Genomic DNA, 13,475 nt, shown 5'->3' on the forward strand with positions numbered 1-13,475 from the left:
GGATATTTCTTTGATGGAGTCATAGTCTGTTTGAGGAAGAATAAAAGTAAAAAACAAAGGTAGATATAAAATATATTTTTTTATACTAATATGTATTTGATGTCCAAAAAAATAATTAAATTTTCATGATTATTTTTAAGATAAGATGGAAGATACCACTGGTCCTTCAGATAGTAGAATCATAAAGTATATCGATGCAATCCATAAAGAGAGATGGGTGAGTGTTGCGGTCAGGTATGATGAGTTTTCAAGGTTTACTTTGACTTTTATTTTACCTATTAAAAAACACTTACTTGATAAATCTTTAATTACATATTTCTATCACCGTAAGGGGTCTAACAATAATGTTATTCAATTAAATTTTGTTACTTCTCCATTTTATCTTCAAAGAGAAATAAAACCATTTCTAATTGATATGCTTAATAGTTATTTCGGAGAAGAATACTTACAATTAAATTATAATATAACCACCATAGATATGACTATGTGTGAACATAAGCTTGGACTTGATGGCATCGACTTACAAAATCTTAAGTTATTTTCTACAGAAGATTTATATACAAGTCCTATCACTTATTCCATTGGTGTACAAGGAGGCAAGGCGTTATCTGAACTGTTATCTGTCTCGTCAGAAATCCTTTTGTTTGAGGTGTCTTCAAATGATCATTTTATTCAAAGCCAGGATTGTATTGAAAAATCAATGACTTTTAATCTTATCCTTCTATATTATTTTATTCCTGATAAAAATAGTCAATACGAGTTTTTGTCCTGGGTTTATGAAAGTATGCTTACTCAAATGGACAATAAATCGGCTAGTGTGCTAACAGAGTTGGAGACCTCTTATCTTGAACAAAGAGAGCTGCTTTCAGCTTATGTGGATTATATTGAAGATACCTTATCATCTGCAGAAGTATTTGAAGATGACTGGATGAATGACTGGAATAAAGCTTGCTATAAGTACAAGAATTTACTTAATGAATTAAGCGGTTCTGGAAAGCTAACTATGCCTTATGATGTAAAAGACAATCCAACAATCCACTGGGCAATTGATAACAAAACTTATCAGAACTGGCAGATAGCTTATTTCATGGTGTCTTCTATAAATGGACAGTTAGGAATTAATTTCAATACTGAACTAAATATATTGTTTTGGCTCAAAAAGGTATTTCAAGAATTGTATGTGAATGATTAGGGACTAATCGTTTAATATCAATCGATTAGTTCCTTGAATTTGTTAATAGATCCCGCAAAGAAAGCTAACAGGTTTATTTTTCCTTCAGCTTTTTCACCTTCATTGATATAAAAGCAAAATGATTTTATTCTTGACATCAGGAAGTTAAAGTTTTGATCTTCCGGAAGGGATGTGAAGTCAAAGTGGAGCCATTGATAATCTTGTTCTATATTTGCTTTGGTTAGACTTTTTATGGAAAAATCATTTTCGTTTTCATCTCTGGCCACAATATCCATAGTTAAACTGGCACTATTGTTTCCACTCATTAATATCATAATATGTCTGTTTTCTTTTTGAGAAAGGTCAATATATAAATCAAGACTTAAAGGGTGCTCTGATTCTTGTAATGACAAGCGAAAATATTCATCATCATCTTTGTTATAAGATATCGTGATAATTTCATTGTCAGCATCGGATTTAATTTTGTAAGCGTTGGAATATAAATCAGCATCTAAAAGGTCCGCATTTCCAGTGTCAAATTCATTGAAATAATAGTATCGCTTTTGGACAGGAGAGAATATTTTGGTTAAACTTGCCTGGTCCTGATAATATTGTGCTTTTCCATTATTCAGCCAGTTAATTACATCAAAGGTACTCAATGAATAAGGAAAGAATATTTCACTCTCAGGATTCCAGAAATCCATGAGGATGAAATTTTCTTTATTTATAAGTTCTTTAAGCTTATTCTTATCGTGATATTTTAAAAAGCAAACCTTATTTTTTACAGGTATATTCTGGAAGTTGTTTATTTCATTAGTGTTATCTTCTTCATGTGAAGCATCCATCTTGAAATAAATATTATCCCATACTATTTTGATTTTTCCCTCTTCCCATGATTTTAATGCATCTTTTTCAGATCTGAATTTTGTAAAATGTATTTCAATATCATCAAGTTTTCCAATAGGATATTGAACTCCATAGGTATGCCTGAAATCATGAATGTTATTACTTTCTGATAAATCAATGAATTTGATTTCCTTGTTGATGTAATAACTAAACCTTTCAGTTAGTTTGACAAAATCCTTATTGTAAATACGTATTCCAATGAAAGGAGTGAGCTTTGGGAAGTTAAAAGCCTTGTATAATTCCTCACCCCAATTATCATCACTAACTATGGTAAATTGTTTATTATTTAGAGAATCCGGGTTTAAAGGCTTTCTGAATTCACTTTTAATCCAGGGTAAATTTTTTCTATAAAGATTATAAATTCTTTTTAGATGAATATTTTCATGAAAGTCTCTGTAGAGCTCTTCAATGCTAAGGTAGTTCAGTGAATATTTTTGTTGATCTATATGTTTACTCCACACACCTCCCGAATGAATAAGGTAAACACCTCCAAAGAAGTTGTGTACATAACCTTTTCCTTTGTTTAGCAATGTCCAGAAAATCTGAGTATCCCAACAGTATCTATTCTTTTCGAAATGTTGAGTATCCTGCATGGCACTATTTCTGAAAACCATTGTCAGCGTTTGTGTCAGCCACTTTTCAAAATAGTTTTCCTGGCCAAATTCAAATCCTTCTGGTTTATCAATAAAGAGTTCAGGGTGAAGATCTTCTTCATATTTCTGAGTATCCGTATAAAACCTTTTGTATCTGTGACAAGAAATCACATATTGAGGATTTTCGTCAAGAAATCTAATTTGCTTTTTTATTTTATCAGGGTCGGTCCAGTAGTCGTCACCATCCAGAGTGGCTATGTATTCTCCTGTGCATGATCTGAAATTATGCAGGCAGTTTTTTGAGACTCCGAGATTTTTTTCATTTAATATCGGTCGAATGATCTCAGGGTATTTCTTTTGATAACTTTTAATTATTTCTCTTGTATTATCTGTACTGCAATCATCACTTACTACAATTTCATATTTATAGTCATGATTCTGAGATATAATGCTGTCAAGGGCTTTTGCAATGTATTTCTCATGATTATAAGTAGTCATTGCAACACTGAATTTCAAAGGATAGCTTTGAATCATCATTTGTATTGTCTAGGAAACGAAAATTTTTTCTGTAGAAAAGTTCTTGTAAACAGTGCCTTTTCCAAATCCATTTTTATTTACCCCAGCTCTTTTTTCTATGTTGGAAAGAAAGTGTCCGTAGTTGGTGATTAGTGGAAGGTCATAAGAAAGCTTAGCAAGAAATTGCTCATGTGTGATGTTGTAATAAATGGTATTATTATAATTTAAGCAATCATCTTGTTCAGTAAATGTGTATGTAGGTTTACTTTCAGTTGACTTAATAATAATTTTGTCTCCTGCTTTTTCCCATTGTATGGATTCCCATTGGTTGTTATCAAGGACTGCAGGGGCTGGGGTTTGGGTATTGGGTGATAGAATACCTTTGTGTGCAGTTCCGTTTTTATACAATACTAAAACAATTGACCTTTCATGCGTTTCATAGTTAATGTATATTTTATGGAAATAATTTGTGAAGAATTCGTTCTCAACTCTATTTTCATTTCCATGCTTAATAGCATGAAGGAAGTTCAAGTCCATTATAATGTTTTCTTTTTTACCGCTATTTACAAGTCTTTCATAAAGGTCATCATCTTCAAATCCATATCCACTCATTCTTTCATCGTAGCCTGAGACATCCATGAAGTCTTGTTTTGATGCGCAAAATCTACCCAATGCATCTCTGAGGTAATAAAACTTTCTTTTTGTATCAGGTACCAGAAAAAGGTTTTCCTGCTCCTCAAATCTTTGGGAAACATATTCGGCAAAACCTTTCCCTAGGAAGTTATCTGCATCAGTATTACAAATGATGTCTCCGCTTGCCAGTTTGAACATGAGATTTCTGGAATGACTTCTGTCAAAATAGTCGGCTTCGTCATATCGGTAATATACCAGAATTCCATTCTCTATATATTCGGACATTTCCGACTTTATCCAACTTGAAAGGCCGTCAGAAGAGCTGTAATCCATTACTATAAACTCCAGGTTGCCGTAAGACAAATTGTTTTTTATATTTTGAGGAAGGGTTTGCTTTAGGTGATGCAGTCTGTTCATACAGACAGTGCAAAATGATATTTTATGTTTCATTATTCGATAAACCTGTGTCTTTATTTCATTAATAGCATTAGGTGTTAGCTTCCTCAGCTATTAGGGCAATGCATTCTTTGATTGTATAAATCAAATTGAGTTCATATGCATTCAAAATACCCAATTGTGAATTGATAGATCTCAGGTAATATTGAATTACGAGCCATTTTTGCTGGTCTTCTTCGCTAGTGCCTAAATCTTCATTAAGTTTGAAATCTTCAGGCGCGATGAATTCACCATTATTTTGAAGTGTGTTAACTTTATTGTTTATTTTGCAACACAGTTTATACCAGTCGTTAAGCCATTCGTCTTCAAATTTATCATTATCAAGTATGGTAGAAGTAATATAGCATACATAGTCTCTTAGATTTTCCTTCTGTTCACTAAAAGTTGATTGCAAACCTTCCAGCAATTCATTTTTGAATTTTTCCTGATCTTGACCTCCCTGAGTTAATTTTAAGATGTTGTTAAAAAATGATTCATAAAAGCAGGAAGCATTTTCTAGATTTTTGTCAAAAGCAAGGAAAAGAACTACGTGAAGTTGAATGCCTAGACCAATTGCAGTGTCTACGTTCCATTCATCCCCTGTAGCTTCAATGAAATCAAGTATTGTAGATGATGATTCTGACAGCAATTCTTCTGCTAGGGTTGAAGCTTGCAGACCGCCAGTTTCCATAATATCAAATAAGAAATAATCATTAATATGAATATGATTATTTGGATATGGCAAAAACCAATCGTTAACAGGCAGCTCAATTTTTTTGGCAGGAGCAGGATGAATTTTAAAAAACTCTATAGCCTTATGTCTTGCAATAGATTTTATTAAATCTCTGTTGTTTTCATCATTGATCTCACACATTATAATCACATTCTCTCCGCGATCAAAACTACGGTTGAAAATTACTTTGCTGGTCAGCTCCTTATCATATAATTCATCTTTGATTGGCAGAACTACATCGTGAATGATTTTTTCTATTTCGTTATGATAAAGAGAAATAGATATCCAGGGGTTGCGCAATGCTTTCATTTTAATGTTTTTAAAAATGTGTGTTTGATCTGTTTACAGAAAATTAATGATTCAAATTAGGTATATATTTTTTGGAGGTTTGTATCTTTTGTTACAATCAATAAAAAATGTGGGACCTATTTTTATAGAAAAATAAATTCAATGGGTCTATTAAAAATCTCTATTTGTACGGTTTGCATGAACAGGCTTCATCATATAATGCAAACCCTTCCTGCAAATATTGAAAATAATAAAGATTATCCTGAAGTAGAGTTTGTGCTGCTGGATTATAATTCTTCTGATGGTCTGGAGGAATGGGTAAAGGATAATATGGACATTTACCTAAAAAGTGGTGTTCTAAAGTATTATCGTACAGAAGAACCGGCTTTCTTTGACAGGACGCATTCAAGAAATTTATTATTCAAGCTTGCAACAGGAGAAATTATATCTAATGTCGATGCTGACAACTTTACCGGAATAGGATATGCTGCATATCTCAATGAGGTATTTTCCAATAATAATGATATTTATGTTGTAGCTGATACCAAAAAGAGGTATTACTTTTTGAGAAATGCTTTCGGTCGTTTTGCTTGTCAGAAGAAGGATTATTTATCAATTGGTGGAATGGATGAAACCATGAAAAGTTATGGGTCAGAAACAATTGACTTATATGAAAGATTGTCAAATCTGGGAAGGAAAGAATATGTCATAAGAAATACTAATTTGCTTAAAGCGATTAGTCATGCTGATGAAGAGAGGATCGAAAATGAGTTTTTTCTTAAAAATATAGATAGGTTTTATAATAAGTACCTTTCTTATGATTCTTCAGAATTGCTTTTTTTATTCAAAGATCACTCTTATGAAAAATGCAAAATAGTTTCGGAATTAGTCGAAACTCATTTGCCAGCCACATTATTGGAAGGTTCTCTTGAAAAGGGGACCTGGTCTGAAGATGGAGAAAACGTCAGGTTAAATAATAGTAAGAATTATAAGAAATCAGACAATGGTAGACTTACAGAATCTGACAATAATGACGGAGCTTTTTATCAGATTGACGATGCTCGATTTCTTCAGAATGTTGCCAAGAATTATTCATTTATAGTTAACAACGATAAGTTAATTCAGAATAAAAAAGACAAAAGCCTTGTGGTGAATGGTGAATCATTCGGCAAAGGCCGTGTGACTTATAATTTTGAAACTTTGGTAAATATATCATAAGTACTGCGCATGAAGAAATTTCCATTCTATTTTCAGCTCGATCAGATGGATTGTGGGGCTACGTGCCTTAGAATGATTGCTAAGTATTATGGTAAATCTCTTGCCATTGAAAAGATCAGAGATAAGTGTTATGTAGGAAGAGATGGAGTTTCTCTTCTCGGTATCAGTGATGGTGCCGAAAATCTGGGTTTTCATACCCTTGCAGTAAGACTTTCTTATGATGTTCTTGCGAATGAAGCTCCTCTTCCTTGTATACTCTATTGGAGAGAAAAACACTTCCTGATTCTTTATAAGGTAACAAAGACTAAATTGTATGTTGCAGATCCCGCTATCGGTTCAATAACCTATACACCTGAAGAGTTTAAGAAAGCATGGATTATTCCAAAAGCTAATGAAACTCCTGAGGGCTTTGCTTTAATGCTTGAGCCAACTCCTGCATTTTATGAAGATGAAGATAATGTCGAAACCAAGAAATCCGGGATAAAGCATTATCTAAAGTATCTCAGACCATATAAAAAATATTATTTCCATCTGATATTAAGTCTGAGTGTAGCTACGGTTATTTCATTGTTATTGCCCTTTCTAACTCAATCAATGGTAGATGTGGGTATCAACAATCAGGATGTCGACTTTGTATATGTAGTGTTGATTGCTCAGATAGTTTTATTTCTGAGCAGCAAGTCAGGTGAGTTTGTAAGAGGGTGGATTTCATTTCACATGATCAGCAAGGTGAATGTGACCATTCTGTCTGATTTTTTAGTGAAGCTCATGAAACTTCCTGTAGCCTACTTTGACAGGAAGACTCCAGGAGATATTCTTAAGCGAATTGAGGATCATGAAAGGATTCAATTGTTCTTAACAACTACATTGGTTCACTTTGCATTCTCGTTGATGAGCATGGTCATATTCGGGTGTATTCTGGCCTATTATAGTGTCGGACTCTTTCTAATATTTGCGATAGGTAGTCTTCTATATTTTACCTGGATTTTTTCATTGCTTGCGAAAAGAAAAGTACTTGATTATAGAAATTTTGACCAGGCAGTTCTTAGTGAAAACAATACCATTGAACTGGTGACTGGTATGCAGGAAATAAAGTTGCAGAATTGTGAAAGACAGAAGCGGTGGGAGTGGGAAAAGATTCAGGCAAAAAGATTTAAGCTGGGGATTGATGGTGTTAGACTTGGACAGATAGAGCAGACAGGTTCTTCCATTTTGTATGAAGTAAAAAATATTCTTTTGACATTTTATGCAGCCATGCTAGTGATTCAGGGAGAAATGACCCTGGGTATGATGCTTGCAGTCCAATATATTGTCGGACAGCTCAACTGGATGACTGTTGATATCATTCGTTTTGTTCATGATACTCAGAATGCTCAGTTAAGTATTAGCAGGTTAGCGGAAATTCATGAAATGCCGAATGAAGAAACGGAAGAATCTGTAATGGATGCAGATATTGAGCGGGTTCAGGATATAATATTTGAAAACGTCTCCTTTCAGTATGGAGGTCCGAGATCTAAAATGGTATTGGAAGATATCAATCTAAGAATTCCACACAATAAAGTAACTGCTATTGTTGGGACAAGTGGAAGCGGAAAGACAACCTTATTATCGCTCCTGCTAAAGTCTTATAAGGTAACACATGGAGCTATTAAATTTGGCAAATCAAATATCAATAATATCAGCTTTAAATCCTGGAGGAAAAAATTTGCCTGCGTAACTCAGCAAAGTTTTATTTTTTCTGATACGATCGCTAGAAATATTGCAGTTGGTGAAGAAATTATTGATAAGAAAAGGATGAAAGAAGCTACCATTACCGCTAATATCCGTGATTTTATAGAGGAGCTTCCTATTGAATATAATACAAGAATAGGGGCCAGCGGAGTGGGTCTTAGTCAGGGGCAGAAGCAAAGAATATTGCTTGCAAGAGCAGTATATAAAAATCCTGAGATATTATTACTTGATGAAGCTACAAACTCTCTGGATGCCAATAATGAGAGAGTGATTATCAATAATCTTAATGAGTTTTTTAAAGGTAAAACAGTGGTTGTTGTGGCGCACCGACTAAGTACAGTGAAGGATGCAGACCAGATAGTGGTATTAGAAAAAGGAAAGATTGTAGAAGTTGGCAATCATGAATCATTGATTAAAAGTAAAGGAGCATACTTTAATCTCGTTAAAAATCAATTGGAACTTGCAAGCTGATGGTAGAGATAGAAGATAATATTAGAAGGAGTGATGCTGTACATGAAATGATGGCCCGCACTCCTCCATGGATTGCAAGGACTGGTAGCATATTACTGTTTGTATGGTTTTGTATATTGCTAGCATTAAGTTTTATTATAAAGTATCCTGAAATACTTGATGGACCTATTAATATTACTACTAAAACTCCTCCCGCAGAATTGGTAGCCAAAGCAAACGGGAGGATTAACCTTTTGGTAGCGAATAATGATATGGTCAGTAAAGATCAGATTATAGCCTATATAAAAAATCCAGCCTCTTTTGATGAGGTGGTGAGACTGAATAAGCTCATGCCTTTTTTCGGTGACCTGGTAAATAATCCGACTAAAATTAGGTCTAAAATGGATTCTATTCCTAACCTTACTAATCTCGGACAGGTCCAGAATGCCTATAATGCTTTTGTCAGTAAGTTGTTTGCATATGACCTAACTTATACACTTGAAAAAAATAAGAGGCTTGTCCAAAGTAATCTTGAACAGGTAGGAACTTTAGAAAGAAAAGCTATTCTTCTGGATGAAAAGGATATGGTTCTTCAACAAGAATTACAGATTGCTGAAGATAATTTTAAAAAGGATCAGTCATTGTATGAAAGAGGACATATCTCCAAACTTGATTATGATGCATCCAAGACTAATTTCCTTCAGACTAGGAAGAATATACAGAATAATAGACAAGCATTGATTGAAAACAGGCAAAATCTTCAGCATCTATCTTATAGTAATAATGAACTGACTTTAAGTGATAAGGAGCAAAAAGAGTCCCTTAATGTAGGAATAAAGGGCTCTTATAATATTCTGGTTTCAGAGCTTAAAGCCTTTAAAGAAGAGTTCTTTATGACTTCTCCAATTTATGGAAATGTTACCTTCTTTGATGTATGGAATAACAATCAGTTTGTAAATAAAGGTGATCAGGTAGCATTCATAGTAACAGATTCAAAAGATATATTAGGTAAGCTGCAGGTAAAGGGTAACAAATTCGGTAAAGTAAAATTAGGGCAAAAAGTAAGAGTGAAGCTGAATAGCTACCCAATGTCTGAATATGGAATCTTGTTTGGAAAAGTCAGTAACATATCCAAGGTCAATAAGAATAATGTTTATGTTATTGATGTGGATCTTCCTGATACACTTATTACAACTTATAAGAAACATATTCCTTATAAGCATGAAATGAAAGGTCTTGGTGAAATCATTACTGAGAACATGAGTATTATTGAAAGAATATTCTATCACATGAGATCTATTGGAAGAAAAGAATATATCGGTGACGAAGAACTGCAAAAAAAGCCATGAAAAAGTCAAAGAGAATATTATTTCTGGGTGGTTCAAAATTTCAGATTCCGCCTATCATATATGCCAAAGCGCAAGGTCATCATGTAATAACATGCGATTATCTTCCTGAGAATCCCGGGCATCAGTTTGCAGACGAATATTGTAATCTTAGCACCACTGATTTTGATGCTGTTTTACAGCTGGCAAAAGAAAGAAATGTAGATGGTATTGTCGCTTATGCTTCAGATCCGGCTGCACCAACTCAAGCTTATGTGGCAAATGAGATGGGACTTCCTTCCAATCCTTATGAATCAGTAAAGATACTTGCCAGGAAAGATCTATTCAGAGACTTTTTATCTAAGCATAATTTCTATGTTCCAAAGTCAAGAAGCTTTTATTCCTTAAAAGATTCATTAAGCTGGTTCAGAGAAATCAAAAAGCCAGTAATTGTAAAACCTGTAGATTCATCAGGAAGTAAAGGTGTTACTAAAATATTTGATGAAAGCCAGCTTGAAGAGTCGTTCAACTATGCACTATCTTTTAGCAGAGAAAAGAAGGTAGCTATCGAAGAGTTTTTTGTCAGAGACGGGTATCAGGTTGCAGGAGATGGTTTTGTTGTAAATGGAAAACTTGCATTCAGATGCTGGGCGAATGAACATTTCGATAAGCTTTGTAATCCATTTGTTCCTATTGGTGAAAGTTTCCCTTCGATCATGACGGAGAAAACACTGGAACAAGCTCATAGAGAGACACAGAGGCTGCTTGATTTATTAAATATAACACAAGGTGCATTGAACTTTGACTTTCATTATGATAAAAACGGTGATTTTTCTTTTCTTGAATTAGGGCCTAGAAACGGAGGCAATCTTATACCAGAAGTGATAAGGTATTCTACTAATGTAGATCTTGTCAAATATACGGTGGACTCAGCCTTGGGGATTGATTGTTCTGAGTTATCTCAGATTGAAGCAACAGGTTTTCATTCATCTTATATGTTACATGCTCTGGAGGATGGAATTGTTAAAGATATCTGGTATAGCAAGGAGATAAGAGAGAATATTCTGGAAGAAAGCATTTTTATTAAAAAAGGAGATAAGGTTAGCAGGTTCAATGGATCTAATCACACTCTTGGAACAATGATTATGAAATTCGAATCAAGGGATGAAATGATAGAAAAGATGGACAACATGGAAAAATATCTTAAAGTAGTGTTAGAGTAAAAGTTTTTATGAGTGTATGTAACTTTTGTTACAGAGTTCTAGCATGTTCAGATTTAATTTAGCTTTATAATTATTCGTTAATTAATTTTTAAACTAAATATTCATGTCACCTACTTTTATAAAAGATATCAGCTACTCTAAATCAAAAGACTTTCCGGAACAATTGAAGAAATTGATTAAAGAAACTAAGGTTGTACATTTAAGAGATCTTCCTGAAAATATAGACTATAAAGAGTTTTATTCTGAACTTGTTCTTCAGTTGGGAGATATTGTGGGGATAGGTGAAGATGCATTGACAGGAAATTCCAATCAGGAACAATGGACAGATATAAGATACGATAAAGCTAAGGAGAATACATTCCGCCATAGTAATACCAGACAACCATTGCATACGGATGCTGCATATGCAAGCTTTGATCTAGATGTAAATTTTTTCTTTTGTTTGGAAAATGCTGAATTAGGAGGAGCGACAACGTTTGTGGATGCTGAATCTATCATATACATCCTTTCAAAGTATGAACCTGAGCTGTTTAATAGAATTCAGAAAACAGAAGTAAAGTTTGGTAAAGGTGAGGATCAGAGAAAGACAAGAAAGATCATATATACAGAAGACTCAGTGCTTAAGTTAAACTGGAATTATTATAGAGTTTCTCCAGAGAACACTGATGAGGCAAAGGCATTATCTGAGGATTTTCATAATTTTCTTGAAAACAGAATTGTAGCTGCTGGATTGCAAACTCCTATATCATTAAAGGTCGGTGATGGCTTGTTTTTTCACGATACTACTATATTGCATGGAAGAAATTCTTTCTTTGGAGAAAGATGTCTGATCAAAGGTGGGTTTAACTTTAACTGATTACAGCATCAATATAATACTTATACAGAAATAGATTTAATTATTTTAACATGGAAAATTTAGACGAAAAAGCATCCGAAAAGCCTGAAGTGCCTAAGGAAAATGAAGGTTCTGAGTCAAAAGGGAAGAAAAAGAAAGTTTCTCTTTCTGAATTCAAAGTTAAGAGCTTCGTGACTGACGTAAAAGTCGAGCAGATGCAGTTCCTAAAAACTGCAGGAGGTTAATAGTATCAATTAAGTAAAATTCAGATTTATTTCTATTTCATTTCATTCATGGATAAAGTGCCGGAAGTTTCATGTATATGTATCACTCACAATAGAGTTGATATGTTCAGGAGAGCAAAGAAGTGTTTCTTGAATCAGACCTATGAAAATAAAGAATTAGTGGTTTTGTTTGAAAATGATCCTGCTACTGAAGAACATGTTAGAAATTCTTCTGAATATTCATATTTTGAGCTCCATGAATTGCCAGAGGCCTTTCCATTTATCATTGTTCAGTTTGAAGATGAAAACGGGGAGGCCTATAATTCTGCTCTGAGACAAAAAGCATTGTTAAGAAACAATGATGGTCATGTCTTAACTTACATTAACAGCAAATGGGAATACATGTACATTAGTCCTTTAGTTTATGAGTTTACACTTATTCCTGTTAATGATTATTCATTTAAGCTATTGTGGAATGAATTGTGGGTAAATATTAATAAAGATGGATCTGTCATATTAACAGCCCATGAAACGGATGCTCTAATTTATGGAAGCACTGAATTAGTTGACACATCCGTACGTCTGGACCTTAAATGCTTTGAGCCTAACAACAGAAGTTTAGAAAGATACGGCTGGGAGAAAAAGGCAGTGAGGCCTAATGCTGATAGCAATATTGTTTTCTACAAAGTGATGGCAAAGCAAAGGATGTCTCTTGGAATGAAGAGAAACCTTTCTATAAGAGCAGCTCATGGTGAGTATATATGTGTCTGGGATGATGATGATTATTATTCTGAAAATAGAATATCCAATCAGATGAATTTTCTTCGGTTCTCTGAGAAAATGGCTTGTTCTCTCGCCTATGAGATATTTTTTGATCATAATTCTGGAAGGGCTTACTATAATTTTGAACGTTCTACTGGTCATGAAAACTCGCTTCTTTTCAGTAAAAAAGATGCAGGTCAATATGGCAATCTGAATGTAGAGGAAGATACTCCGCTATTGCTTAATTTCTATAACAGAAATCAACTTGCCATAATGGATGATCCTGAACTGTATGTCTATAATTTTCATAAAAGAAATACCTGTACGAATTCTCACTTTCAGATGTTTATAGGAAGATCAACCCTTCTTGATAATGAATATACTTTAAAGATAAAAGAGCTTCTTGAATTGCCCGTGTAACTTTAATATTTA

Annotated in this window: 11 protein-coding genes; 8 read left to right on the forward strand and 3 right to left on the reverse strand. The window is 33.8% G+C overall.

Annotated features, from left to right (window positions below; translation table 11 throughout):
• Positions 1–145: 145 nt before the first annotated feature.
• Positions 146–1,192 carry a hypothetical protein gene (locus tag J7604_RS22175; RefSeq protein ID WP_293901047.1) on the forward strand — a complete coding sequence of 349 codons (1,047 nt, stop codon included), beginning with the start codon at positions 146–148 and terminating at the stop codon, positions 1,190–1,192.
• Positions 1,193–1,209: 17 nt separating this feature from the next.
• On the opposite strand, the gene J7604_RS22180 is transcribed toward J7604_RS22175, so the two are convergent.
• From J7604_RS22180 to J7604_RS22190, 3 genes are read right to left on the reverse strand one after another with little or no spacing between them, the layout of a single operon-like run.
• Positions 1,210–3,207, reverse strand: coding sequence for a glycosyltransferase (locus tag J7604_RS22180; RefSeq protein WP_293901050.1), 1,998 nt, complete (start codon positions 3,205–3,207; stop codon positions 1,210–1,212).
• Positions 3,208–3,216: 9 nt separating this feature from the next.
• Complete coding sequence (locus J7604_RS22185; protein ID WP_293901053.1) at positions 3,217–4,269, reverse strand: glycosyltransferase family 2 protein; 1,053 nt, start codon at positions 4,267–4,269, stop codon at positions 3,217–3,219.
• 37 nt (positions 4,270–4,306) lie between these two features.
• Entirely contained in the window at positions 4,307–5,296 is a 990-nt protein-coding gene (locus tag J7604_RS22190; RefSeq protein ID WP_293901056.1) for a lantibiotic dehydratase C-terminal domain-containing protein, read from the reverse strand.
• A gap of 141 nt (positions 5,297–5,437) precedes the next feature.
• On the opposite strand from J7604_RS22190, the gene J7604_RS22195 reads away from it, so the two are divergent.
• From J7604_RS22195 to J7604_RS22225, 7 genes are all read left to right on the forward strand, one after another.
• A complete protein-coding gene (locus J7604_RS22195; RefSeq protein ID WP_293901059.1) occupies positions 5,438–6,493 on the forward strand; it encodes a glycosyltransferase family 2 protein in 1,056 nt (351 codons plus the stop codon).
• A gap of 9 nt (positions 6,494–6,502) precedes the next feature.
• Positions 6,503–8,695: a peptidase domain-containing ABC transporter gene (locus tag J7604_RS22200; RefSeq protein WP_293901062.1), complete on the forward strand. Its 2,193-nt coding sequence runs from the start codon at positions 6,503–6,505 to the stop codon at positions 8,693–8,695.
• Positions 8,695–10,023 carry an HlyD family efflux transporter periplasmic adaptor subunit gene (locus J7604_RS22205; RefSeq protein ID WP_293901065.1) on the forward strand — a complete coding sequence of 443 codons (1,329 nt, stop codon included), beginning with the start codon at positions 8,695–8,697 and terminating at the stop codon, positions 10,021–10,023. The genes J7604_RS22200 and J7604_RS22205 overlap by 1 nt, the downstream gene beginning before the upstream one ends.
• Positions 10,020–11,222, forward strand: coding sequence for an ATP-grasp domain-containing protein (locus tag J7604_RS22210; protein ID WP_293901068.1), 1,203 nt, complete (start codon positions 10,020–10,022; stop codon positions 11,220–11,222). The genes J7604_RS22205 and J7604_RS22210 overlap by 4 nt, the downstream gene beginning before the upstream one ends.
• Before the next feature lie 103 nt (positions 11,223–11,325).
• On the forward strand, positions 11,326–12,078 hold the full coding sequence (locus J7604_RS22215) for a TauD/TfdA family dioxygenase (RefSeq protein WP_293901070.1): 753 nt from the start codon (positions 11,326–11,328) through the stop codon (positions 12,076–12,078).
• Between the two features lie 50 nt (positions 12,079–12,128).
• Entirely contained in the window at positions 12,129–12,302 is a 174-nt protein-coding gene (locus tag J7604_RS22220) for a pinensin family lanthipeptide (protein WP_293901073.1), read from the forward strand.
• A gap of 102 nt (positions 12,303–12,404) precedes the next feature.
• Positions 12,405–13,463 (forward strand): glycosyltransferase family A protein, encoded by a 1,059-nt coding sequence (locus tag J7604_RS22225; protein ID WP_293901076.1) that lies wholly within the window; start codon positions 12,405–12,407, stop codon positions 13,461–13,463.
• Positions 13,464–13,475 lie beyond the last annotated feature (12 nt).

The sequence above is a fragment of the Sporocytophaga sp. genome (genome assembly GCF_017745095.1).
In the GTDB taxonomy this organism is placed as follows: domain Bacteria; phylum Bacteroidota; class Bacteroidia; order Cytophagales; family Cytophagaceae; genus Sporocytophaga.

What these genes read in the sequence shown, in the direction of transcription:
- J7604_RS22175 (WP_293901047.1), top strand. Translation starts at nt 146, where the DNA reads ATGGAAGATACCACTGGTCCTTCAGATAGTAGAATCATAAAGTATATC.
- J7604_RS22180 (WP_293901050.1), bottom strand. Translation starts at nt 3,207, where the DNA reads ATGATGATTCAAAGCTATCCTTTGAAATTCAGTGTTGCAATGACTACT.
- J7604_RS22185 (WP_293901053.1), bottom strand. Translation starts at nt 4,269, where the DNA reads ATGAAACATAAAATATCATTTTGCACTGTCTGTATGAACAGACTGCAT.
- J7604_RS22190 (WP_293901056.1), bottom strand. Translation starts at nt 5,296, where the DNA reads ATGAAAGCATTGCGCAACCCCTGGATATCTATTTCTCTTTATCATAAC.
- J7604_RS22195 (WP_293901059.1), top strand. Translation starts at nt 5,438, where the DNA reads ATGGGTCTATTAAAAATCTCTATTTGTACGGTTTGCATGAACAGGCTT.
- J7604_RS22200 (WP_293901062.1), top strand. Translation starts at nt 6,503, where the DNA reads ATGAAGAAATTTCCATTCTATTTTCAGCTCGATCAGATGGATTGTGGG.
- J7604_RS22205 (WP_293901065.1), top strand. Translation starts at nt 8,695, where the DNA reads ATGGTAGAGATAGAAGATAATATTAGAAGGAGTGATGCTGTACATGAA.
- J7604_RS22210 (WP_293901068.1), top strand. Translation starts at nt 10,020, where the DNA reads ATGAAAAAGTCAAAGAGAATATTATTTCTGGGTGGTTCAAAATTTCAG.
- J7604_RS22215 (WP_293901070.1), top strand. Translation starts at nt 11,326, where the DNA reads ATGTCACCTACTTTTATAAAAGATATCAGCTACTCTAAATCAAAAGAC.
- J7604_RS22220 (WP_293901073.1), top strand. Translation starts at nt 12,129, where the DNA reads ATGGAAAATTTAGACGAAAAAGCATCCGAAAAGCCTGAAGTGCCTAAG.
- J7604_RS22225 (WP_293901076.1), top strand. Translation starts at nt 12,405, where the DNA reads ATGTTCAGGAGAGCAAAGAAGTGTTTCTTGAATCAGACCTATGAAAAT.